The organism is Streptomyces sp. B8-7 (assembly GCF_058833805.1).
The window spans coordinates 872,183-895,289 of the sequence record NZ_JBYRRL010000004.1; the positions used below are offsets into that span (position 1 = coordinate 872,183).

The 23,107-nt window shown below is 74.2% G+C and carries 19 protein-coding genes and 4 tRNA genes; 10 read left to right on the plus strand and 13 right to left on the minus strand.

Annotated elements, in window-relative coordinates; all coding sequences use genetic code 11:
* Positions 1-30: 30 nt before the first annotated feature.
* The 3 genes from AC5K6T_RS23850 to AC5K6T_RS23860 all read right to left on the minus strand — a co-directional run bounded on the left by AC5K6T_RS23850 (position 31) and on the right by AC5K6T_RS23860 (position 2,161).
* Positions 31-423 (minus strand): hypothetical protein, encoded by a 393-nt coding sequence (locus tag AC5K6T_RS23850; protein WP_493212010.1) that lies wholly within the window; start codon positions 421-423, stop codon positions 31-33.
* Between the two features lie 80 nt (positions 424-503).
* Positions 504-1,175, minus strand: a complete 672-nt coding sequence (locus AC5K6T_RS23855) for an HdeD family acid-resistance protein (protein WP_493212012.1) — start codon at positions 1,173-1,175, stop codon at positions 504-506.
* Between the two features lie 389 nt (positions 1,176-1,564).
* The gene (locus AC5K6T_RS23860; RefSeq protein WP_493212013.1) at positions 1,565-2,161 is read right to left on the minus strand and encodes an HhH-GPD-type base excision DNA repair protein; all 597 of its coding nucleotides are present in this window, start codon (positions 2,159-2,161) and stop codon (positions 1,565-1,567) included.
* 311 nt (positions 2,162-2,472) lie between these two features.
* Here AC5K6T_RS23860 and AC5K6T_RS23865 point away from each other — a divergent pair, with 311 nt between their 5' ends.
* Positions 2,473-4,608 carry a copper resistance CopC/CopD family protein gene (locus AC5K6T_RS23865; RefSeq protein ID WP_493212015.1) on the plus strand — a complete coding sequence of 712 codons (2,136 nt, stop codon included), beginning with the start codon at positions 2,473-2,475 and terminating at the stop codon, positions 4,606-4,608.
* Between the two features lie 177 nt (positions 4,609-4,785).
* On the opposite strand, the gene AC5K6T_RS23870 is transcribed toward AC5K6T_RS23865, so the two are convergent.
* Together AC5K6T_RS23870 and AC5K6T_RS23875 are read right to left on the minus strand one after the other, a co-directional pair.
* Positions 4,786-7,332, minus strand: a complete 2,547-nt coding sequence (locus tag AC5K6T_RS23870; RefSeq protein ID WP_493212017.1) for a helicase-associated domain-containing protein — start codon at positions 7,330-7,332, stop codon at positions 4,786-4,788.
* 382 nt (positions 7,333-7,714) lie between these two features.
* Positions 7,715-9,262: an NAD(P)-binding domain-containing protein gene (locus AC5K6T_RS23875; protein WP_493212208.1), complete on the minus strand. Its 1,548-nt coding sequence runs from the start codon at positions 9,260-9,262 to the stop codon at positions 7,715-7,717.
* A gap of 183 nt (positions 9,263-9,445) precedes the next feature.
* On the opposite strand from AC5K6T_RS23875, the gene AC5K6T_RS23880 reads away from it, so the two are divergent.
* The gene (locus AC5K6T_RS23880; protein ID WP_493212019.1) at positions 9,446-9,823 is read left to right on the plus strand and encodes an ArsR/SmtB family transcription factor; all 378 of its coding nucleotides are present in this window, start codon (positions 9,446-9,448) and stop codon (positions 9,821-9,823) included.
* Between the two features lie 68 nt (positions 9,824-9,891).
* Positions 9,892-10,365 (plus strand): GNAT family N-acetyltransferase, encoded by a 474-nt coding sequence (locus AC5K6T_RS23885; RefSeq protein WP_493212021.1) that lies wholly within the window; start codon positions 9,892-9,894, stop codon positions 10,363-10,365.
* Positions 10,366-10,575: 210 nt separating this feature from the next.
* On the opposite strand, the gene AC5K6T_RS23890 is transcribed toward AC5K6T_RS23885, so the two are convergent.
* Together AC5K6T_RS23890 and AC5K6T_RS23895 are read right to left on the minus strand one after the other, a co-directional pair.
* Positions 10,576-11,358, minus strand: a complete 783-nt coding sequence (locus AC5K6T_RS23890) for an aquaporin (protein ID WP_493212022.1) — start codon at positions 11,356-11,358, stop codon at positions 10,576-10,578.
* The gene (locus tag AC5K6T_RS23895) at positions 11,355-11,663 is read right to left on the minus strand and encodes an ArsR/SmtB family transcription factor (RefSeq protein WP_493212024.1); all 309 of its coding nucleotides are present in this window, start codon (positions 11,661-11,663) and stop codon (positions 11,355-11,357) included. The genes AC5K6T_RS23890 and AC5K6T_RS23895 overlap by 4 nt, the downstream gene beginning before the upstream one ends.
* Positions 11,664-11,753: 90 nt before the next feature.
* Here AC5K6T_RS23895 and AC5K6T_RS23900 point away from each other — a divergent pair, with 90 nt between their 5' ends.
* Complete coding sequence (locus tag AC5K6T_RS23900; RefSeq protein WP_493212026.1) at positions 11,754-12,167, plus strand: arsenate reductase ArsC; 414 nt, start codon at positions 11,754-11,756, stop codon at positions 12,165-12,167.
* Between the two features lie 8 nt (positions 12,168-12,175).
* Positions 12,176-13,159, plus strand: a complete 984-nt coding sequence (gene trxB, locus AC5K6T_RS23905; protein ID WP_493212210.1) for a thioredoxin-disulfide reductase — start codon at positions 12,176-12,178, stop codon at positions 13,157-13,159.
* Between the two features lie 465 nt (positions 13,160-13,624).
* Here the strand turns inward: trxB and AC5K6T_RS23910 are convergent, their stop codons facing one another.
* The 6 genes from AC5K6T_RS23910 to AC5K6T_RS23935 form a co-directional block, all read right to left on the minus strand.
* Positions 13,625-13,831 carry a hypothetical protein gene (locus AC5K6T_RS23910; protein WP_493212027.1) on the minus strand — a complete coding sequence of 69 codons (207 nt, stop codon included), beginning with the start codon at positions 13,829-13,831 and terminating at the stop codon, positions 13,625-13,627.
* Positions 13,832-14,525: 694 nt separating this feature from the next.
* Positions 14,526-15,479, minus strand: coding sequence for a 5'-methylthioadenosine/S-adenosylhomocysteine nucleosidase family protein (locus AC5K6T_RS23915; RefSeq protein WP_493212028.1), 954 nt, complete (start codon positions 15,477-15,479; stop codon positions 14,526-14,528).
* A gap of 268 nt (positions 15,480-15,747) precedes the next feature.
* Positions 15,748-15,820: transfer RNA gene (locus AC5K6T_RS23920), tRNA-Lys, on the minus strand.
* A 319-nt stretch (positions 15,821-16,139) separates the two neighbouring features.
* Entirely contained in the window at positions 16,140-18,356 is a 2,217-nt protein-coding gene (locus AC5K6T_RS23925; protein ID WP_493212030.1) for a DEAD/DEAH box helicase, read from the minus strand.
* A 317-nt stretch (positions 18,357-18,673) separates the two neighbouring features.
* Complete coding sequence (locus AC5K6T_RS23930) at positions 18,674-19,210, minus strand: hypothetical protein (RefSeq protein ID WP_493212032.1); 537 nt, start codon at positions 19,208-19,210, stop codon at positions 18,674-18,676.
* An 88-nt stretch (positions 19,211-19,298) separates the two neighbouring features.
* Positions 19,299-19,649 carry a metallopeptidase family protein gene (locus tag AC5K6T_RS23935; protein ID WP_493212034.1) on the minus strand — a complete coding sequence of 117 codons (351 nt, stop codon included), beginning with the start codon at positions 19,647-19,649 and terminating at the stop codon, positions 19,299-19,301.
* Positions 19,650-20,022: 373 nt separating this feature from the next.
* Here AC5K6T_RS23935 and AC5K6T_RS23940 point away from each other — a divergent pair, with 373 nt between their 5' ends.
* The 5 genes from AC5K6T_RS23940 (at position 20,023) to AC5K6T_RS23960 (ending at position 22,908) form a co-directional block, all read left to right on the plus strand.
* The gene (locus AC5K6T_RS23940; RefSeq protein WP_493212035.1) at positions 20,023-21,519 is read left to right on the plus strand and encodes a metallophosphoesterase family protein; all 1,497 of its coding nucleotides are present in this window, start codon (positions 20,023-20,025) and stop codon (positions 21,517-21,519) included.
* A 446-nt stretch (positions 21,520-21,965) separates the two neighbouring features.
* Positions 21,966-22,038: transfer RNA gene (locus AC5K6T_RS23945), tRNA-Glu, on the plus strand.
* Between the two features lie 36 nt (positions 22,039-22,074).
* Positions 22,075-22,149, plus strand: a tRNA-Asp gene (locus tag AC5K6T_RS23950).
* A 24-nt stretch (positions 22,150-22,173) separates the two neighbouring features.
* A tRNA-Phe gene (locus AC5K6T_RS23955) sits at positions 22,174-22,250 on the plus strand.
* A gap of 181 nt (positions 22,251-22,431) precedes the next feature.
* A complete protein-coding gene (locus AC5K6T_RS23960; RefSeq protein ID WP_493212037.1) occupies positions 22,432-22,908 on the plus strand; it encodes a hypothetical protein in 477 nt (158 codons plus the stop codon).
* Positions 22,909-23,107 lie beyond the last annotated feature (199 nt).

Consider the following 23,107-nt stretch of genomic DNA (forward strand, 5'->3'; position numbering starts at 1 on the left):
GGGGGACAGGGACCGGACACAGCGGCCCTGTCAGCAGCGCAGCACCACCGTGCGCAGACCCCGCAGGGCGTACGGCGGCCGCGGCGACGCCCCGACCGGCCCGAGGCCCGGTCCGGCGCAGAGCGCGGCCGGGCCTCGCGGGGCCGGTGCGGGAACGGGGCGCGGTGGCGCGGCGGGCCGGTGCACGGAGCGGCCCGGGGGCCGTACGGCCGTGTCCGGTACGTCGTACTCGACGCTCTCCCCGGCCGGGAAGGGGACCGCACCCGGGGTGGCGAGCGCGGCCGGAGGCGCGCCCAGGAACAGGGCGAGCAGCAGCACGAGCACCCGCGGCCAGGCACGCCCGCGGGCGGCGCGCGACGAGGCGCTCGGGGCGGGCGGGGTGCGCCTGCCGGGTTCTGCGCCGATGCCGGGTGCGGTGCTCACGCCCCGTGCTCTGCCCGGCGGGGCCCCGGTGGTCAGCACACCGGGGCCGGGATACACCCGGTCGGACCACACGCGCGGCCTCACAGTGCGCGCGGCACCCGCCGGGCGCGGCCGCGGATGACGAACGCGGTGACGGTCTCCACGACGCCGACCACGACCAGCCAGACTCCGGCGACCAGGGTGAGCACGGAGACCGACTCGAAGGGCGAGTCGATCAGCACGATGCCCGCGACGAACGTGGTCACGCCGAGGAGGATCTGCCAGCCGCGGGCCGGCATCGAACGGTCCGAGGCGGCCGCGAGGGTCTGCGTGATGCCGCGGATCAGCCAGCCGATCCCGATCCACAGGGCGAGCAGCAGGGTCGACTGCATCGGGCCGCGGAAACAGAACAGCCCCAGCACGATCGACAGGGCACCGCTGAGGAAGGCGAGGACGCGCAGCGAGGTGGTCCGGTGCGTGCCGAACGCGGCGACCAGCTGGAAGACGCCGCTGATGAGGAGGTAGACGCCGAACAGGATGCCCGCCGCGAAGAGGGAGGCGCCCGGCCAGGCCAGCACCAGGACACCGAGGACCAGCGAGGCGACGCCGGTCAGGAGCACGACCTGCCAGGCCGCCCTGGACAGCGCGTGCAGGGGCCCCTCGAAGGGCGGCTCGGGGGCGTGCGCGGTGCCGCGCGGGGACGCCGCCCCCGCGTGGACGCCGCGGTCGTCGTACTCCTTGCCCCAGGGGGAGCCGGTGGGTGCCTGAGCCATGACCCATGCTGCGAACGGCGGCCGGACGGGCACCACCCGACGGTGTCCGTTCGGATGACGGCTCCCCGGGCGGGAGGCCGGCGGGGTGCGGGGGCTGCCCCGCGCATGCCCCGTGCGTGCCCTGCCTGTGTCCTGCGGGGTGATTCTGCGGTGGTTCCCGCGGTGGCTCCCGTGGTGGCTTCCGTGGTGGCTCCCCTGGTGACTTGTGGAACGCCTGGCCGGTGCGTCGCCGGGGCGCTGCCCGGAGGCGCGGGAGGCGTGGGCCGGACGGGCGCGGGAGGTGTGGGCCGGACGGGCGCCGGAGGTGTGGGCCGGATGGGCGCCGGAGGTGTGGGCCGGCCGGGCGCGGAAGGCCGGGTGGCCGGACGGAGACGCGGGAAGGAGGGGCTTCAGCCCTTCTTCGCGGCCTTGGCCGCCTTCGCCGCCGCCTTCATCTCCTGCTTGTGGGCGCGGACCCTGGCCAGGGACTCCGGCCCGGTGATGTCGGCGACGGAGCGGAAGGAGTCCGGCTCCCCGTAGGCTCCGGCAGCCTCCCGCCAGCCGCTGGGCCGCACGCCGAGCTGCTTGCCGAGCAGGGCGAGGAAGATCCGGGCCTTCTGCTCGCCGAAACCGGGCAGGTCCTCCAGGCGGCGCAGGAGCTCGTGGCCGTCGGCGACGCCCTTCCAGACGAGCTCGGCGTTGCCGTCGTAGTGCTCGACCAGATAGCGGCAGAGCTGCTGGACCCGCTGGGCCATGGACCCGGGGTAGCGGTGGACGGCGGGCTTCGCCGACAGCAGGGCCGCGAAGTCCTCGGGGTCCTGGGCGGCGATGGCGTGGGCGTCCAGGTCGTCCGAGCCCAGCCGGTCTGCGATGGTGTACGGCCCCTTGAACGCCCACTCCATCGGGACCTGCTGGTCCAGCAGCATGCCGACCAGCGCGGCGAGCGGGCTGCGGCCGAGCAGCGCGTCGGCCTCGGTGTCCTGGGCGAGGTGGAGAGTGGCTTCCATGCCCTCGATCATCCCCCGCCCGGACCGGCCTCTCCACGCGAGCGCCGCCGGAGCGGGCTGGGCGCAGGTACCGCTTGCCGCTCGTGTCCGGTGCCGTCGGTGCCGTCGGTGCCGCTGGTGGCCGTCGGCGGGGGCGTGGGGGTGTGGGCTGCCGCTGCGGTCGGGTGTCGGAGGCGTCTTCCATCGGGGCTCTTCCGCCGGTGGTCGTTGTGGGCCGTCCGCGCCGGGCCCTCGTCGCCGCCTCAGCGGCCCGCCTCCGCCGCCCGCCGCGCGGTCTGAGCAGAACGCGGTCCGTTCCCGTATACCTCCACGTGCGTACTCGGCATGCCCTCCTCCTGGTCACCTTGCTCCTGACGCTGTTGCTCACGCCGGCCACCCCCGCCGCGGCCCACGCCGTCCTGCGCACCTCCGCCCCCGCCGAGGGAGCGGTCCTGGACACCGCGCCGCGCGAGATGACGCTGGCGTTCTCGGAGTCGGTGGCCCTGCTCGACGGCTCGATCCGCGTCCTGTCCCCCGACAACCACCGGGTACGCACAGCGGAACCGGTGCACGGGCCGGACGGGGACGACACGGTCCGGGTCGGCCTGCCCGGTGACCTGAGCCGAGGCACCTACACGGTGGCCTGGCGCGTCGTGTCCGCGGACAGCCACCCGGTCTCCGGCGCGTTCACCTTCTCGGTGGGGGAGCCCACCCCCGCCGCGGCCGCCGCCGACCCCGCACCGCCCGAGCACCCCGTCACCACCGCCCTGCACAACGCGGCCCGCTACCTCGCCTACCTCGCCGTCGCCCTGCTTCTCGGCACGGCCGCGTTCGCCGTGTTCTGCCGCCCGCCCGACCCCGGCCGGCTGGCGCCCCTGGCCCACATCGGCTGGTGGACGCTCCTCGCGACCACGCTCGCCCTGCTGGCGCTGCGCGCCCCGTACGAGGCGGGAACCGCCCCATGGACCGCGCTCGACCCGGACACGCTCTCCCGCACCCTGACCGCCCGCCCCGGACAGGCCCTGCTCGCCAGGCTGGTCCTGCTCGCAGCGGCGGCCCGGTACCTGCGGCGCGCTCTGCCCGAGTGCCGGACCGCCGCCGCGCGGGCCGCCGGTGCCGCGCTGGCCGTGGGGCTGGCCCTGACGTGGGCCGCCGCCGAACACGCCTCCGCGGGGATCCAGGTCCCGGCGGCGATGGCGTCGTCCGTCCTGCACCTGCTGGCCATGTCCGTCTGGCTGGGCGGCCTGGCGGCCCTGCTGCGCGCCACCCCCGCCGCGGCGACGACCGCCCGCTTCTCCCGGCTCGCCCTCGGCTGCGTCGCCGTCCTCGTGGTGACCGGTGTCTACCAGTCCTGGCGCGGCCTCGGCTCCTACGACGCCCTGACCGGGACCTCGTACGGCCGCATCCTGCTCGCCAAGCTGGCCGCGGTCACCGTACTGCTCGCGGCGGCGTCCCTCTCGCGGCGCTGGACGGCCCGACTGGTGACAGCGACCGCGACGGAGCCGGCAGCGACCCGGTCGGCAGCGAAGGAGCCAGCAGCGAAGGAGCCAGCCGCGGAGGAGTCGACAGCGGAGGAGCCGACAGGGGAGGAGACAACGACCGCGGCGGGTGCGGCGACGGATGCGGTGCCGAGGACGGCGACGGCAGCGGCAACGGCGCCGGTGTCGGCGCCGGTGTCGGTGTCGGTGCCGGTGCGGTCGACGGCTCCGGCGGCCCCGGCGGCCCTCGTACGCCTGCGGGTCCCCGAGCCGGCCGGCCGTCCGTCGGCCGAGACCTCCGAACCGCCCGCAGAGGCCCCGCAGCTCGCACGAGGACCCGTACTGACCCTCGTACCGGCGCTCGCACCGGCATCCGCACAGGACCTCGGCGGAGGCTCCGCGCCGACCCCCGGTCCGGTCCCGACGGACACGGAGACGGACACGGACACGGCCACGGGCGGGCCGGAACGGCCCTCGGGCCGGGCTCCGGAGCAGCCCCCGGGACCACCCCCGACGCGACTCCTCCGGCGGTCGGTGCTCGTGGAGGCGACCGTCGCCGTCGTCGTGCTGGTGCTCACCACGGTGCTCACCGGCACCGTTCCGGGCAGGGCCGCTCAGGAGGCGGTCGGTTCCGTGGCGGCTCCGCCGGCCACCTCCACGGCGACGGTCCCGTTCGACGTGGGCATCCCCGGGGGGCGCGGCACCGTCCAGGTCACCCTGGACCCGGCACGGGTCGGCGAGAACTCGGTGCAGGCCGTGGCGTTCGGCGCCGACGGCGCTCTGATCACCGTGCCGGAACTGCGGCTCGCCCTCACCCTGCCCGCGCAGGACGTCGGCCCGATCGACGCGCGGGTGAAGGACCGCGGCGGCTACTGGGCAACCGACTCCCTCGACCTGCCCCTGCCGGGCACCTGGACCGTGAAGGTCACCGTGCGGGTCTCGGAGGTGGACCAGATCAGCGAGACCGCGCCGCTCCGCGTCATCCGCTGACGCGCCCGGAGGGCCCGGGGTCTACGCGGTCCCTCACCGTCACCGGTCCCGCCTCCCCGGGCAGGCGTCGTCGGCGAGGCAGCTCCCGCGGCGACGGGAACCCCGGCTGTGCCTCATCTCCCGGCGGCGTCTCGGCCCCCGGCGGAGGCCGGCGCCTCGCCGCACCCCTCCCGGCCCCTATCCGGGCCCGACGCTCATGACGCCGTGGATGCGGGAGAGGGTGAAGACCCGCTCGGCGTCCCGGAGATGGCACCAGGCTTCCAGGTAGGGCGGATCGAGTTCGAGGTCGCTGAGGGTGCGTACGGTGCGGTTGCCCGAGGTGGCGACGTACTCGACGGTGATGGCCAGGCCGGCGTCGACGGCGTGGGCGAGCTGGCGGACATCGCTGTAGGAGAGGTGCTTCGCCCACGCTGCGACGATCTCCTCGGTGTCGGTGTCGGTGTCGGTGTCGGTGCCGGTGCCGGTGCCGGTGCCGGTGTCGGAGGAGTCGGCGGTGGCGGTGGCGAAGGGCACTCCGCCGTCGAACGGCGCCGGTTCCGGAGGAGTCGGCGGGGCGGCCAGCAGCCGGGCCGCCAGCGCGCCCGCATCGACCGCGGCGGGCTGTTCCGCCGCACGGGCGGCGGCGGTCCGGCCGCGGCCGCGCCCACCGGAGCCGTGCGAGCGCGGTGCCGGAACGGCCGTGCGGGCCCGACGGGGCCGGACCTGGTCGATGCGTACCGTGCCGTCGGAGGTCTCGGCGACGGGGGCGTATCCCTCGGCCCGGAGCGCGGCGAGAGTGGTGTCGAGCGGGCTGCGGCTGACCAGTACCGTCGGCGCCAACCGCCGCAGCCCGAGCCCCGCGAGCTTGCGGTGGGCGGCGATCTCCGCCAGGAGCGCGGGCTCCTCGCCGTGGAGCACGCAGGCCGCGGAGGCGACGCGTACCCGTCCGTGCCCGCGTGCGGCGTCGCCGACCAGGTACGACAGCGGCTGGGGCAGCGGCTCGGTGGCGACAGCGGCCAGGTCGGTGGTGATGTCGGCGGCGGTCCGGCCGGCGTCCAGCGCCCGTCGGATGCTGCCGGTGCTGAACCGCCACACCGACGCCGTGCCGCTGGTCTCCCGGTCGGCGACGGAGTCCAGGAGTGAGGCCAGTCGCGCGGACGGTGTCCCGGTGACGACGGCGGTGAGGTCGGCGCCGATCCGGGCCGTCGTGGCGGCGGAGGGCAGCAGCCGTCGGCACTCCCTGTCCAGCCCCTCGGCGGCCTCGGCGGCCTCGGCGCGCAGGTGGGTGCCGAGGGCGGACAGGGCGCCCCGGGCGAGGACGCCGAGGAGTTCGGCCTCGCGGATCACGGTGGCGAACGGCGGTTCGCCCGGGGGCGAGTCGGCGAGGGGGCGGTGCCAGGCGATCAGCGGCCCCAGATCCGACGCGACGCGCACCCCCTGCCCCGCCGGGAGCTGTGCGGCCGCGGCCAGCAGCCCGTGGCGGGCCTGTACGCAGCCGCCGCACGGCGGCGCGCCGGCGAGCGCGGCGAGCGCCTTGTTGTCCTCGTCGCGCGCCCGGGTCGGAGTGAGCGGCAGGCTCCGCCAGGCCCGCAGCAGTACGGCGAACCGCTGCGCGGGTTCCTGTTCCGCCCAGGCGTCGTACGCCTCGGTGGGCGCCACGCGATCGTCGTCCCGGGCCAGCAGGCCGGCGGCGTGCGCGGTCTCCAGGGTGAGGCGTACGACGGCGTCGTCGGCCTGTGCCGCCTTGCCGATGCGGGCCAGTTCGCGCGCACCGATCCCGCCGGACTTCAGCCGGGCCGGCGGGGTCGCCGAGCACGCCGCGAGAACCGCGGCGGCGGCAGCGGCGAACGACGAGGCCACGGCCGACGCCTCACGGTCCACCTCTCCCCGGGGGACGGCCGTCAGTTCGACGGCGGGCGGGGCGGGACGGAAGGGGGCGTGCCAGTCCGGCCCGCGCAGGGCGCGCGTCACCTCGGCGGGCATACGGGCCGGACCGTAGCCGTGACGGTCCTGGATCAGCAGTCCCCGCTCGCGCGCCCATCGGGCGCTCGGCTCCACGGCGAAGCCCGGCCGCGCGGACATGACGCCCCACACGGATTCCTCCGGCCCGGATTCCTCCGGCCCGGGCTCCTCAGGAGCGATGCCTGCGCGGCGCTCCAGCAGCCTGCGGGCCTCCGCAGGGGCCTCGGCGACCAGGGCGACGATCCGCTCCGGGTCGCTGTGGTGCTCCACCAGCGCGGCCAACCGCCGCGCCTTGGTGCCAGGCGGCTTGATGCCCAGGGCGATCAGCATTCCGCGCAGTTCCTCGGAGGCCATGCTCATGAGCAGTTCCTCCAGCGGGCCGTCCATTCCCAGGGGCGTGTCCCAGGCCTGCCGCAGCGGTGCGGCCATCCGGAGCCTGCCCGCGCCGTCGGGCCAGACCAGCGCGAGGCCGGCCAGGTGCTCCAGCACCGCCTCCAGTTCGCGACGGGCGCCGCGGTCCGACGCCCCCAGCAGTTCCGCCAGGGCCTTCCGTGAGGCCGGCCCGCGCAACGCCGCCAGGGCTTCGGCCACCTGCAGGTGCGGCAGCGCGAGCCGTGGCAGCGCCAGCGCCACCGATCCCGGACGCTGGAGCCGGTCGGCCAGTTCCCCCACCGAGCGTGGCTCCGGAGGAGCCATGGCGTCCCTTCGGGCCCCGAGCACCTGGGCCAGACGGGAGCTGTCCAGGCTGCCCAGCCATGCCGTCAGCGTCGATCGGGACTTCATACGGACACCTCACGGGATCGGGATCTCGGCGGACCGGGGCCGGCGGACCCGCCAAGGTCCAAGAGTGGCCCATCCGCGTGACGTGTGGCTGCCGAACGGGGGCAGACTCCCCCGGAGGTGGGCGCCGCACGTCGGCGTCCCGTCGCCCGGGGCCGGCCGAGGGCCTGCCCGCGGCGCGCCTGTTCCGGGCGGGCTCCGTGGCCGTGGGTGCCGCCGGTGCCGGGAGGCCGGCCGGGAGGGCGTGCGGCCGGGCGTGCGGCCGGGCGTGCGGGGCGGCTGGACGATGGGCGCGGCGCCGGACAGCCGTCACGAGGACCCCGTCGTCGGCGTGGCATCGGGGGGGGCGGCAGGGGGACGGGGACGGGGACGTGACCGCCGGCGGTCAGCAACAGCCGCCTGCGGCGCCCGGTTCCTGCGCCTCCGGCGTGCCGGACGAGGGCGTCGTGAGGCCGGCGCCGCCACCGGCACCGCCACCGGCACCGGCACCGGCACCGCCACCGGCACCGGCACCGGCACCGCCACCGGCACCGGCACCGGCGCCGGCACCGGCACCGGCACCGGCACCGGCGTTGCCGATCTGCAGGGTGGCGGGGGCGGCGCAGCATCCGCCGCCGGACTGCTCGGCGCTCTCCGGCTCGTCGAACAGGCCCGCGCCGCCGCACACACCGGTCTCCGGCAGGGTCAGTTCCACGCGCTCGGCGGCCTCCCGGTCGCCCGCGATGGCGGCGGTGACGGAGCGGACCTGCTCGTAGCCGGTCATGGCGAGGAACGTGGGCGCGCGGCCGTAGGACTTCATGCCGGTCAGGTAGAGGCCCTGCTCGGGGTGGGAGAGCTCGTTCACCCCGTGCGGGTAGACGGTGCCGCAGGAGTGGACGTTGGGGTCGATCAGCGGCGCCAGGGCGGTGGGCGCCTGGAGGCGCTCGTCGAGGCCGAGCCGCAGTTCGGACAGGAAGGACAGGTCGGGACGGAAGCCGGTCAGGACGATGACCTCGTCGACGGGGTCGAGGCGGCGGCCGTCCTCGGCGACGAGGACGAGCCGGTCGCCGTCGCGTTCCACAGCCTGTGTACGGAAGCCGGTGACCGCACTCGCGTGGCCGGCCTCGACGGCTTCCTTGGCGCGCAGGCCCAGGGCACCCCGGGCGGGGAGCTGATCCGCCTCGCCGCCGCCGTAGGTGTTCGCGCCGATGCCGCGGCGCAGGATCCACACCGCGTGCGTGCCGTCGCCGTCCTCCTCCTTCGCGAGGGCGGCGAGGAGGGCCAGGGCGGTGAAGGCGGAGGCGCCGGAGCCGACGACGGCGGTGCGCCGGCCCGCGTAACGGGCGCGTACGTCCGGGTCCCCCACGTCCGGGACGCGGTAGGAGATGCGGTCGGCGGCCGCCTTCTCGCCGAGGGCGGGCAGGCCGTCCGCGCCCATCGGGCCCGGGACGGACCAGGTGCCGGTGGCGTCGATGACGGCGCGTGCCGTGATCCGCTCCTCGTGGCCGTCGGCGGACCGGACGTGCACGGTGAAGGGCTGCCCGTCGCGCCCGGCGTCCACGACGCGGTCGCGGCCGGCGCGGGCGACACCGGTGACCGTCGTGCCGTAGCGGACCTTGTCGCCGAGGGTGTCGGCGAGGGGCTGAAGGTAGCGCTCGGCCCAGTCGCCGCCGGTCGGATACGCCGAGGCGTCGGGGCGGACCCAGCCGGTCGGGGCGAGGAGCTTCTCGGCGGCCGGGTCGACGACCTCGCCCCAGGCCGAGAAGAGGCGGACGTGGGACCACTCGCGCACGGCGCTGCCCGCGGCGGGGCCGGCTTCCAGGACGAGGGGTTCGATGCCGCGCTCGACGAGACGGGCCGCCGCGGCCAGGCCGACCGGGCCGGCTCCGACGACCACGACGGGCAGCCGGTGGCCGGCGGGCACGCTGCCGGCGGGGACGCTGCCGGTGGCCACGTCGTCGGCGGGCACGTTGTTGCTGGGCTCAGCCACGGGAGTTCCCCTTTGCTTCGACGTTCATCGATGTATTGTCCGGCCAGGATGGCACTTGATTAGACGATCGTCAACATAGACATACGTCGAATCGAAAGTCACGGCACCCCCTCGCCAGGCTGGATCGATGTATGTCAACATAGATGCATGTCGAACACCAAGGTGCTTCCGTTGCTGGAGCCCGAGGCCTCCGGGGCGGCGGCTCCCTGCTGCCCTCCGCTGACCGAGCGCCCCTTCACGGCCGGGGAGGCCGAGACGGCCGCGCGGATGTTCAGGGCGCTGGGCGACCCGGTGCGTCTGCGGCTGTTCTCCGCGGTGGCCTCGCACGAGGGCGGCGAGGCGTGCGTGTGCGACATCTCCGACGTCGGGGTGTCCCAGCCGACCGTCTCCCACCACCTGAAGAAGCTCAAGGAGGCCGGGCTGCTCACCTCCGAGCGGCGCGGCACCTGGGTCTACTACCGGGTGGAACCGTCCGTGCTGGCCGCGATGGGCAGGCTGCTGACCCTGACGCCGACGGCGGTGTGAGGGTGACCGGCGGCCGAGGGGCCACGGCCGCCGGGGCGGCGGGCGCGTCGGGGACGAGCGTCGTACCGATGGCGGCGGAGCACGCCGGTCAGGTCCTGGCGATCTACCAGGCGGGCATCGACGAGGGCGACGCCACCTTCGAGACGGCGGTACCGGACTGGCGTGCGTTCGATGCGGCCAAGTCGTCCGAGCACCGGTTCGTCGCCCTCGACGGGCACGGGACGGTGCTCGGCTGGGTCGCCGTCACGAAGGTCTCCGACCGCCGCGCCTACGCCGGGGTCGTCGAGCACTCCGTGTACGTCGACCCCGGCGCTCGTGGGCGCGGAGTGGCCTCCGCCCTTCTCAAGGCGCTCATCGCCTCCACCGAGGCGGCCGGGGTCTGGACCATCCAGTCCGGCGTCTTCCCCGAGAACACCGCCAGCCTCGCGCTGCACCGGCGGGGCGGCTTCCGCGTCGTCGGCATGCGCGAACGCGTCGGCCGGCATCACGGCCGGTGGCGGGACGTCGTCCTCATCGAGCGCCGCAGCGCCACCGTCGGCTGAACGGCGCAGACCGCGGCCGGGCGGCCGGGCCGCCCGGCCGGGGGCCGGTTCCTGGGGCCGTGCCGCCGACGCCCGCGCCTTCCTCGTGGTACGCGTCACCCGGCGTACCGGCCCCTTGGCGTACGCGTCACCCGGCGCGCGAGCCGTCCGACGTGCGAAGCCGTCCGGCGTGCGACCCGTCGGGCGTACGACCCGTCCGGCGTACGTGTGTCACCCGGCGGCTTTCCGGCCGGGCATGAAGACGAGGGCGACCAGGGCCAGGCCGACTGCTCCACCGACGAGTTGCATGCCGACGAACCCCGCGACCGAGCCGGGTGCGATGCCCGCGAAGGTGTCGGTGAAGGCGCGGCCGACGGTCACCGCCGGGTTGGCGAACGACGTGGAGGAGGTGAACCAGTACGCGGCACCGATGTAGGAGGCGACGGCCACCGGGGCGTACTGCAGCCGGTGGGCGCGGGCCAGGCCGAAGATCAGCAGGATCAGGCCCGCGGTCGCGACCACCTCGCCGAGCAGCAGGTGCCCGGCCGAGCGGTCGTGGGTGGACCACTCCACCAGAGGCCGGCCGAACATCGCGTCCGCCAGTATCGCGCCCCCGATCCCGCCGGCGATCTGCGCCGGCAGGTAGACGGCCACCTCGCGCGGTGTGACGCCGTCCCCGCCGCGCCGGGCGGTCCACCACTCGGCCAGGGTGACGACCGGGTTGAAGTGCGCGCCGGAGACCGGGCCGAAGAGCAGGATGAGGATGCCGAGTCCGAAGACGGTGGCGGTGGAGTTGGCCAGCAGCTGCAGGCCGACGTCCTCGGTGAGTTCGGTCGCCTGGATGCCGGAGCCGACCACGACCGCCACCAGCAGGGCGGTGCCGATGAACTCGGCGGCGGCCCGGGCGACCAGCGGGGTGCGCGGCGGGGTGGCGCCCGGGGCGGGTGCGACGGTCCCGGGTGCGGGATCGGCCGGCGCGTACTCCGCGGTCGGGGTGGCTTCGGCGGGGGTCATGGACAGGCCCTCTTGTTCTCTGCGGCGGCGCGGGCGGACTCGGCCAGTTCGGCGAACCGGCCGGCGAGCTGGGCGATGACGTCGGGACGCAGCCTGTAGTACGTGTACCGGCCGCACGGCTCCGTCTCGACGACCCCGGCCTCGCGCAGCACTCTCAGGTGGTTGGAGAGGTTGGTCTGCCGGGCACCGGTCTCCTCCACGAGGTGGGTGGTGCACAGCGTCTCCCGGGCGAGCAGAGTCACGATCCGGAGCCTGAGCGGGTCGGCCAGCACCCGGATCAGATCAGTGTCGACTGACGTCATCATGTGCTGATACTGTCATATCAGTGGTGGCTGACACCACCGGGTGCCGAGTCCTGCGCGCCTGATGCCGTCGTGCGACAAGAGAGAACCCCGATGCCCGACAAGCCCTCCGTGCTGTTCGTCTGCGTCCACAACGCCGGCCGCTCCCAGATGGCCGCCGCGTGGCTGACCCACCTGGCCGGGGACCGTGTCGAGGTCCGCTCCGCCGGCTCCGACCCGGGAGCGGGCGTCAACCCGGCCGCCGTTCAGGCCATGGCCGAGGTCGGCATCGACATCTCCGCCGAGGTACCGAAGATGCTCACCGTCGACGCCGTCCGGGAGTCGGACGTCTGCATCACCATGGGCTGCGGCGACACCTGCCCCGTCTTCCCCGGCAAGCGGTACCTGGACTGGCAGCTGGAGGACCCGGCGGGCCAGGGCGTCGAGGCCGTCCGCCCGATCCGGGACGAGATCAAGGTGCTGGTCGAGGGCCTGATCAAGGAGATCGCGCCGGAGCGCCGCGCGTGAACGGGGCGATCGAGACGACCGGGGACGTCCGCAACGTCATCGTCATCGGCTCCGGCCCCGCCGGATACACCGCCGCCCTCTACACCGCCCGCGCCTCGCTGAGCCCCCTGGTCTTCGAGGGCGCCGTCACGGCGGGCGGCGCGCTGGTGCAGACGACCGAGGTGGAGAACTTCCCCGGCTTCCGCGACGGCATCATGGGTCCGGAGCTGATGGACGACATGCGGGCCCAGGCCGAGCGCTTCGGCGCCGAACTGGTCGCGGACGACGTCGTCGAGGCCGACCTCACCGGCACCGTCAAGACCGTCACCGACAGCGCCGGCACCGTCCACCGGGCGAAGGCCGTCATCGTGGCCACCGGCTCGCAGCACCGCAAGCTGAACCTGCCGGGCGAGGACCGGCTCTCCGGCCGGGGCGTGTCGTACTGCGCGACCTGCGACGGCTTCTTCTTCCGCGAGCACGACATCGTCGTGGTCGGCGGCGGAGACACCGCGATGGAGGAGGCCACGTTCCTCTCCCGCTTCGCCCGCTCCGTGACCGTCGTCCACCGCCGAGGCACCCTGCGGGCCTCCAGGACCATGCAGGACCGCGCGTTCGCCGACCCGAAGATCTCCTTCGCCTTCAACCGCGAGGTCGCCGAGATCCACGAGGGCGGCGGCAAGCTCGCCGGACTCACCCTGCGCGACACGAACACCGGCGAGACCTCCCGCCAGGCGGCCACCGGCCTGTTCGTCGCCATCGGCCACGACCCCCGCACCGACCTGGTCACCGGCCAGCTCGACCTCGACGACGAGGGATACCTGAAGGTCGCCTCCCCCTCCACCCGCACGAACCTCCCCGGCGTCTTCGGCGCCGGCGACGTGGTCGACCACACCTACCGGCAGGCGATCACCGCGGCCGGTTCCGGCTGCGCGGCGGCCCTGGACGCCGAGCGGTACCTCGCCGCCCTGAGCCACACCGACACCGCGGGCGAACCGGCCGCAGCGGCCGTCTGACACCCCGAAGAGCGGGGCAAGCCCCGGGGCGCGTCCTACGCCTGCCGCAGCGGGCCGGCTCTCCGCAACTTCCCCGCGCGGTCCGGCCGGACCGCGCGGGGCAAGTCCTGGTATCAGCCCCCTTACCAGGGTGGGCCGCGAAGGGCGGCCTGGCTGGACGGCTCGTCCTCCATGCCCTTCAAGGTGCCGTGAGGCTCAGCAGTCGCGCGTTGGCCTGGTCCGGCGCGAAACGGTCAGGGGGGAACTCCGTGGCGGCCCGGAGTCCGAGCCACTCAAGCGTCACCCGGCCGGTCCGGGTCAGCCTGCGCCCCGCGCCGACCCGGTCGACCAGCGCTCGCACCTGTCTGGCGGTCCTGCCCGTCAGCCGCACTCGCGGCACCCAGAAAGGTCGACCCGTTCAAGGCCCTGCTGCGAAGGCACCTCGCACAGGTTCAGCACGATGCGACAGCCGGCCCTGGGCTGCCGTCACTCGTTCCGTGCACTCCGGACCCGGTACCAACCCGTTCCGGCGAGCAGCACCACGACAACAGCCGACCCGACGGAGCCGCTCGCCTGCGCGGTGCCGAATCCGTACACGGCGGCGATGAAGGCGAGCAAGGAGAGAATCCCGCCCACCAGTCGTCTGCTCTTCGTCGTCATGGCCGTCCCGACCTCTCCGTAGGATGTGCTCACCGCTCATCCTCTCCCCGAGGGACGGGGGCGTTCTGACCTGCGACGGAGAGGGTGATGGTGGGCGGTTCGGACGGCTCCGGACGGGGGCGAATCAGACCAAGACTGAGACCAGAGCGGGTGGTCTGACGGCGTCAGCGTTGCCGGTAGCGGCCAAGAGGAGGTGCGCCTTCTGCCTCGCTCGTACCGTCGAACACGAGGATCAGCCACGGTGGCAAGATCCGTAGAGTCTCTGCCGACTGAGGAGCCCTCTGGCTACACTCGATCGCGCCAAGTGATCGAGTGTCCTCGGGAAACGGACCCCCAGCGTGACAGAGGCCAACCCCTTCGCGCCGCCACCAGGGCACGTGAACCCTCCGGTGTGGTCGTCCCTGGACGACCATCTGTGGCACTCATGCGAGATCGTCGCGGATCTCATGACAGGTGGTCTGGCTCACCGTCCGTTGATCGCCACGACAGCGCGACTGGAGCGTGGCGACCGTGCCCTTGCTGTCGGTCCCGGTCAGCGTTCGACCTGGCGAGCCCTGGGCAACGGGGGCTACCAGCACAGCAATGTGGTCGCCGTCGGCAGTCCCGCGTTCGTCATCGGGAGCCTTGTGGGTTCCGCTGTCGGCAACTCTGCCAGGCGGCGCCGGGCAGCACGTGACGCCCAACCGCGATGGATGGTCGATGGCCCGGGAGAGGTGACGATCACCTGTCAGAAGCTGCACTTTGCGAGCAGCACGATCGGGCTTGAACTGGACTGGAAGGCCCTCAGCGCGATCGACCTCGTGAGCGTTGCTACGTTCCAGACGAGCTTCGTCAATACGCGCGGCCAGCAGGTGACGACGATGGTGCACACACCATGGGCGTCCCTCGCCTTCGCTGTCGCCGCCATCACCGCGTTTCCCGCGCATCCTCGCCTGCTGAGCGGCGGATGGCTCCCCCCAGGGTTCGAGCAGAAATGCGCCCGCTTCGGTCGACCGTGCCGCCCCGCCGCCACACTTGCGGCGTCCCAGTGATCCACCCCGGCTCCCGCCACGCTGACAGCCGCTCCCCACTCGTAGAGAAGATCGTCAAGGTCTCGACGAGAAAGCGCCTTCGGCAGGGCTGCTGCGTTCGAGGGTTTGAACTTGGTGATCACTTCCGTCAGGAGGAGAGCCGCGTGCTGCGCTGCGGTTTCCTGCATGCCGGCATCGTCGGTGCTCCGCTTGGTTCCGTTCGCCAAGTCACTGATCCCCCGGACCAGAAGGAAGGGGACCCCCGCCTTGGTCGCGGCGTTGGCGAAACCCGCACCTTCCCTCTCCACAGCTACGGCGTCGTTGAAGTTCCGGTCCAAGTGGACTCGTGACGGCGACTCGGCCGGAGCGTCCAGCACGAGGTCGCCCGCCGCGATGGGTTTGAAGTGCACCTTGGTCGTGGCTCGTTCCGCCTCCGACAGGGCTCCCCGCCATTCATCCACGCTGTGGACGTACATGGCCACCTGCTGGAGCGGATGGGCAGTTTCCCAGCTGCGCGGGCGCCCCTTGAACCCTTCCGGACTCTCCTTGCCCCCGTGGTAGGCATACACCTCACGGGCAACCACCACGTCGCCTGGGCAAACGTCGGACTTGAGCGATCCCGCGATTCCGACGAAGAAGACGGCTTGGAGTGTTTCCCCAGCTGCGTCCATGACCGCCCCCTTGCCGCCACCGCTGTGTGCGTCTCGCGCTCGTACCGTAGATCCAGTGAGCCTCACACAACGGGGTGGTCACCGGCGTGCCGGCGGCCACGCAGATCCCCGACCAGCTGTTGCGCAGGCACCGACGCGCGGGAATCCCGAACATCCGCTCACGCATCGCTCACGCAGAACCCCGAAAACGCCACAGCGCCCGACCCGACCGAAGCCGACCCGAGCGCTGCGTAGCAGGTCAGAAGGGGTTTCCCCTCCCCCGCACCCGTAGGCCCTGTGGGACTCGAACCCACAACCAATGGATTAAAAGTCCACTGCTCTGCCAATTGAGCTAAGGGCCCTGGCGATGTTGCCCACCCGAGCATAGCCGGACGTGGCCGGGTCTCCGATCGGGTAGGGCGCGACCCGGCCATGTCGGCCGGGGAAAGGCCGGGGATCGACCGGTTCGGGGCGGTCGGGTTCGGGTGGGGCCGTGCCGGGGCTGTCGGGGCTGTCGGGGCTGTCGGAGTGGTGGGGCGGGCGTCGGGCCGCGGCGGGCCGTGCCGGGCCGCGGCGGGCGGGGGGCGTGCCGGGCGGGCACGGGCGAGGGCCCGTACGGATGTGCCGTACGGGCCCTCTGCGGTCGGCCGCGGGTGCGGTCGCTGTGGTGCTCAGTCGGCGTCAGCCGTTGCGCTTCCAGCGCGGCTTGTCCTCGCGGCGGCCGAAGGAGCCGGAGCCACGGTGGTCGTCACGGCGGCCGTAGGGGCGCTCGTGGCCGCCGGAGCGGAAGCCGGGGCGGTCGCCCTGGCGGTCGCGGTTGTACGGGCGGTCGCTGCCCCGGTGGCCGCCGCGGTCGTCACGGCGGAAGCCGCCCCGGTCGTCACGGTCGCGGTTGAAGCCGCCGCGGTCACCGCGGTCGTCACGGCGGTCGAAGGAACGGGCGCCACGGTCCCGGTCACGGTCGCGGTTGAAACCGCCCCGGTCACCCCGGTCGTCACGACGGTCGAAGGAACGCGCGCCACGGTCCCGGTCGAACGGACGGCCGCCCCGGTCGTCACGACGGTCGTCCCGGCCGAAGGAACGGCCACCCCGGTCACCCCGGTCACCGCGGTCGTCACGGCGGTCGAAGGAACGGGCGCCACGGTCCCGGTCACGGTCGCGGTTGAAACCGCCCCGGTCACCCCGGTCGTCACGACGGTCGAAGGAACGCGCGCCACGGTCCCGGTCGAACGGACGGCCGCCCCGGTCGTCACGACGGTCGTCCCGGCCGAAGGAACGGCCACCCCGGTCACCCCGGTCACCGCGGTCGTCACGGCGCTCGCGGCGCTCGTACGGCGCGGAGGCCGCCGGGCGGTCCTCGCGGGCGATGCGGTCGGTGTCCTGCGCGGCCGGCTGCTCCGGGACCACGGCCTCGGACACGCCGGACTCGGCGCCCTCGGGCGCGGCGGACTCGACCACCGCCGCGGCGGCGACCACGGCCTCCGGGTCCTCGCCACGCTCACGGGCGAGGCGGGCCAGCAGACGGTCGGCCTCCTCGCGCAGCTCGGTGGCGCGGCGCTGGGCACGCTCCAGCTGCTTCGCCAGGTGGGTCACGTCGCGCTCGGCCTGTGAGGCGGCGTTGCCGGCCGACTCGGCCTGGACCTCGGTCATCGAACGGGCGCCGGTGATGTCGGCGACCTCGGGGTCGAAGGCGCCGCCGCCCTGGATGATGTGGCGCGAGGCGTCGACGCCCGCGTCCTCCATCAGACGGAAGATCTGGCGGCGCTGGTGCGGCAGCGCCAGGGACACCACGGTGCCGGTGCGGCCCGCGCGGGCGGTACGTCCGGCGCGGTGCAGGTAGTCCTTGTGGTCGCCGGCCGGGTCGACGTTCATGACGAGGTCGATGCCGTCGACGTGGATGCCGCGGGCCGCGACGTCGGTGGCGACCAGGACGTTGACGTAGCCGTCCTTGAAGTCGGCCAGGGTGCGGGTGCGCGCGCCCTGGGTCATGCCACCGTGCAGCGCGTCGGCCTTCACGCCCGCCTCGCGCAGCTGCTCGGCGACACGGTCGGCGCCCAGCTGGGTGCGGACGAAGATGATCGTGCGGCCCTTGCGGGAGGCGATCGCGGCGGTGACCGGCGCCTTGTCCTTGGGCTTCACGATGAAGATGTGGTGGGACATCGTCGTGACCGCGCCCTGCGCCGCGTCCACCTCGTGCGAGACGGGGTCGTTGAGGTAGCGGTCGACGAGGGTCTGGATCTCGTTCTCCATCGTCGCGGAGAACAGCATCCGCTGGCCGCCCGCCGGAACCTGGTCCAGCAGTTCGGTGACCTCCGGCAGGAAGCCCAGGTCGGACATCTGGTCGGCCTCGTCGAGGACGGCGATCTGCACGTCCTCCAGGGAGCAGGCGCCGCGGTTGATGATGTCGCGCAGCCGGCCCGGCGTGGCGACCAGGATGTCGACGCCCCTCTCCAGGGCGTAGATCTGGTTGCCCATGGACGTACCGCCGCAGACGACCTTCATCTTCAGGCCGAGCACGTCGCCGTACGGCTGGAGGGCGTCGGCGACCTGCATCGCCAGCTCGCGGGTCGGGGTCATGATGACCGCGCGCGGGCGCTTCTTGTCGGTGCGGCCGCCGGCCAGCTGGGCGAGGGCCGGCAGACCGAAGGACAGGGTCTTGCCGGAGCCGGTGCGGCCCCGGCCGAGGATGTCCTTGCCGGCGAGGGCGTCCGGGATGGTCGCGGCCTGGATCGGGAAGGGGACCGTCACGCCGTTCTGGGCGAGCTTGCGCACGACGCCCTCGGGCAGACCGAGGTCCGCGAACGTGATCTCGGGGGCGTCGGAGGCCTCGGCCTCGACGACGTCGCCCTCGGTCAGGTTCTCGGGCAGGACGGTGTGATCAGTGCTGGAAATGGACATGCGTATGCGAAACCTTCCGGAGTCTCATCGGCACGCGCCCGTCAACTCCGTGATTCGCACACGACCGCCTCAATGCGGTCCGCCACGGCAAAGGAGAGTACGCGCCACACGGCGCGCTCTGTGGTGGCGCCGGGCAAATGGGATCAAACGATCTACCACCATACGCACCCACCACCCCGGAACGCAAACCGGTCCCGTCCCGCGCAGGTCGCGGGCCCCGCGACAGCGCCCCGGCGACAGCACCCGCGGGCCATATCCGCCGACAGCTCCCGCCCCCGTCCCGCGCCGCCCGGCCCCTGGTCTCCGCGTCCACGCCGCTACGCCGGCGTCCCCGCCACCGGCGCCGGTTCACGCTGCTCCAGCTGCGGTCCGGGGTCCGGGTGCGCCGACGACGACGGCTCCGCCTCGGTCGGCGTGGGCGAAGGGGGCGGCGGCTCGGGCGAGGCCGGGGGCGGCGGCTCGGGCGAGGGCTCCGTCCGCGTCGGGGTCGGCTCCACCCGGGTCGGCGCCGGCACGCCCGGCTGGTCGGGCCGTACCGTGCGGGCGGACACCGGCACGGACGGGCTCGCGCTGCCGGACGGCGTGACGGACGGCGACGCCGACACGCTGGGCTCCGCCGAGCCGCCGCCCTTGGGCCGCGGATCCCGCGCGCCGCCCGCCGTACCGCCGTACTCTGCGCCGCCCCCGCCCGGCACCGGCACGGCGGCGTCCTGCGCGTCGCCGCCGCGGTCGTCCGCCGAGTGGTCGGGCCGGGCCCGCCTGCCGTCGTCGTCACCCACGCTCATGCAGCCGGCGGCGGCCGCCACGGCCACCACCGTGGCGGCCAGGCGGACGGGAACGTACAAGGGGCGCACGGCAGCCACCTCCGGGGGCACGGCGACACGTCACGCTGCCCAACTACCGCCGCCCGCATGAGGACACGCGGGCGGCGGCAGGCGCGGCTCAGCCGTAGCCCAGCGCGTGCAGCCGGGCGTCGTCGATGCCGAAGTGGTGGGCGATCTCGTGCACCACGGTGATCTCGGTCTCCGCGACCACGTCCTCCCGCGTGTCGCACATCCGCAGCGTCGGACCCCGGTAGACCGTGATCCGGTCCGGCAGCACCCCGGCGTACCACTCGCCGCGCTCGGTCAACGGCGTCCCCTCGTACAGCCCGAGCAGCTCCGGATCGTCGGCGGGCGGCTCGTCCTCGACGAACACCGCGACGTTGTCCATCAGCCGCGTCAGCTCCGGCGGGATGCGGTCCAGCGCCTCCGCGACCAGTTCCTCGAACTCCTCGCGCGTCATCTCCAGCACACGGCCATTGTCCGGCACGGCCCCCGCCCCGCACCCTCCTGCGGCCCGCCCGCACGCCGTGCGCCCTCTGCTGCGCCGCTCCTCCGCTCCCCGCGACCCCTGCGACCCCCGCCACCGCTGCCACCGCTGCCGACAGCCCCTACGGCCCCCGCCGTGCCCGCCGTGCCTGCCGTGCCTGCCGCACGTTCCGCCCCCTCCTCGCCTGCTCGCCTGCTCGCCTGCTCGCCTGCTCGCCTGCTCGTGGCGGATTCTGTCCGGTCATCGGCCGCCCCCCGGTCCCGCCCGGCCGCCCCGCGGCTCCCCCCGGAACCCTGCCGTGGCTCCGCGCGGCCGCCGGCGCATACGGCCCGACGGCCCGGGGCATACGAGCCCAATGCTCCGCGTCACCGCCCCTCGCCGCCGCACCGGCCGCCCGCCCCGGCTGGAACTCGGCGCCCGCTCCCACCCCTGGATACGCGCCCTCGGCCTGCTCACCGTCGTCCTGGCCGGCGCCTGGCTGGGCCTGCTCGTCGTCGGGAACGTCCGGGTCCCGGTCGGACCGATGGACACGACCATGGCGCTGCGCCCCTCCCTCACCGGCGGCACGAAGATCAACGTGTCGCCGCTCGGCGCGCTGGACATGGACAGCCACGTCGCACCCGTCCGCCTCGACGTCAACGTCGACCAGCTCGACCCCGTCCGCTCCCAGGCCCTGGTGGACCATCCGGAGCGGCTGTCCGGACTCCAGGACGAGGTCGACCAGGACGTCGCCCGCGGGGCGCGGGAGCTGGCGGTGCGCTCCGGCGTGGCCGTCGTCTCCGGTGCCACCGCCCTCGGCCTGGTCGTCTACCGGCGTCCGCGCCGCGCCCTGGCCGCCGGCGGTCTCGCCCTCACCCTGCTCGCGGCCTCGGGAGCGACGGCGTACGCCACCTGGAACCCCAAGTCCGTTCTGGAGCCCCGCTTCTCCGGCCTGCTCACCTCGGCGCCCTCGCTGGTCGGCAACGCGCGCAGCATCGTCACCGAGTTCGACGTCTACCAGCAGGAACTGGCCCGCCTGGTCACCAACGTCACCAAGCTCTACGACGCCACCTCCACGCTCCCCGCCTACGCGCCCGACCCCGGCACCATCCGGGTCCTGCACGTGTCGGACATCCACCTCAACCCGGCCGCCTGGAAGATCATCGCCTCGCTGGTGGAGCAGTACAGGGTCGACGTCATCGTCGACTCGGGCGACACCATGGACCACGGCACCGCCGCCGAGAACGGCTTCCTCGACCCGATCGAGGATCTCGGAGCGCCCTACGTCTGGGTCCGCGGCAACCACGACTCCCGCGGCACCCAGCGCTACCTGGAGGGCCTGAGGAACGTGCACGTCCTCGACGACGGCCGGGCCAGGACCGTCGGGGGCCTGCGCTTCGCGGGCATCGGCGACCCGCAGTTCACGCCGGACCGCTCCTCGAAGCCCGGGGCGGAGGCCTCCGAGGAACTGGCCGGCGCCCGCCTCGCCTCGGCGCTGCGCGACCAGCGGGCGGCGGGCACTCCCGTCGACGTGGCCGTCGCCCACGAGCCGTCCGCGGCCCGCGCGACCGACGGCGAGGTCCCGCTGGTCCTGGCCGGGCATCTGCACCACCAGGAGATGGAAGTGCTCACGTACGGCACCCGGCTGCGCATCGAGGGCTCCACCGGCGGCAGCGGGCTGCGTGCCGTCGAGGACGACCACCCCGACCCCATCGAGGCGTCGATCCTCTACTTCGACCGGGACACCCGCCACCTCCAGGCCTGGGACGCCATCCGCCTGGGCGGTCTGGGCCTCACGACGGCCGAGGTGAGCAGACACCTGCCCGAGGAGAACCACCCCGGCGCCACCCCCTCCCCCGACCCGGGCCGGTGAACTCCGCCCGCGGCCGGTCCGCACACCGCACCCCGGTCCGCACTCCGCACCCCCGGTCCGAACCCGCCACTCCCGGTCCGTACTCCGCACCGCGGCTCCGCACCGCGGCTCCGCACCCGGCAACCCCGGCCGCGCCCGAACCGCGCCCAGGCCGGCCCCGGCCCACGCCCGTCCGGCGGCTCCCGGCGCCTTCTCGGCGCCTTCTCGGCGCCTTCCCGGCACCTCCCCCTCGCCTCCCCCTCGCCTTTCCCTCGCCTCCCCCCGCGCCCTTCGCCCGCCCCCGAGGCCCTTCCCGCGCCCCTCCCACGCCCGTCCCGAGCCTCCTGCCCCGGCCAGGGCCGTGCCCCTTCCCGGCCTCGCCCGTAAACCGTTTTGGCGATACCTCCCGCCATCCCATATGCTTCTCACGTCCCCGACGCGCTGAGAAGCGCCCAGGCGGGCCGATAGCCCTCATCGTCTAGCGGCCTAGGACGCCGCCCTTTCAAGGCGGTAGCACGGGTTCGAATCCCGTTGGGGGCACGCAAGAACGTGTGCGACACTGTCGTACGCATCCTTGGTCCTGTGGAGCAGTTTGGAGTGCTCGCCACCCTGTCAAGGTGGAGGCCGCGGGTTCAAATCCCGTCAGGACCGCTGAGGTTTCCCCGGAAACCTCGTGGCTGGGTAGCTCAGTTGGTACGAGCGTCCGCCTGAAAAGCGGAAGGTCGCCGGTTCGACCCCGGCCCCAGCCACCACAGCCCTGAGTGCAGGGCATCGGCCCCTCTTCATCGTGGATGGAGAGGGGCTTTGCGTTGTCACCGGCACCGCCGGGTACGCCCGTCCCCGGGCATCCGGCGCGCCCCGCGAAACCTGCGCCTCCGCCCCCTCGGGGCTGACACGATGTCGGCGACCGACCATCCGAGGGGGAACGGGACAGTGGCGGGTCAGATCGAGGGCAGCACCGGCGACGTCGAGAAGCAGCGCGCCCGGTACGGGCTGCACGCGGTGATCGGGAGCAATCTCGCGATCGTCGCCGTCGCGCTGTTCGGGGTGTGGCAGCTCGACGGGGAGAAGGCCGTGATCGTGGGGGTGCTGACCACGGCCTTCACCGCGATCACCGGCGTCACCACGGCCTACCTCGGCATCAAGGCCGTGTCGAACACCGCGCAGAACATGGCCATGACCGGCGGCACCCGGCCGCTCCAGAACCCCGGTGCGTCCACCCCGCCCGCACCGTCCGGCCCGACCTCGCTGTCCGCGCCGACCGGACCGGCAGGACCGGCAGGACCGGCAGAGCCGGTGAGCCCCGCCGCACCGGCCGGCGGGGAGACACCGCCCGCGGCCGCCCCGCCGGGCGGCCCCGGCGCCGTGCCCAGCCCGGCCGGCCCCCGAGGCCCGCACCCGGTCGGCTGAGCGGGAGGGCGAGGGTGCGCCGGCCGGGCGGGGCACGGCGCCGCGGGCACACCGGCCGGGGCACGGGGCTCCCCCCGGGGCGGTGAGCCCCACCGGACTCACGGGCCCTGAACCACAGGCCCTGAACCACAGGCCCTGAACCACAGGCCCTGAACCACAGGCCCCGAACCGCAGGCCCCGAACCGCAGGCCTTGACCAC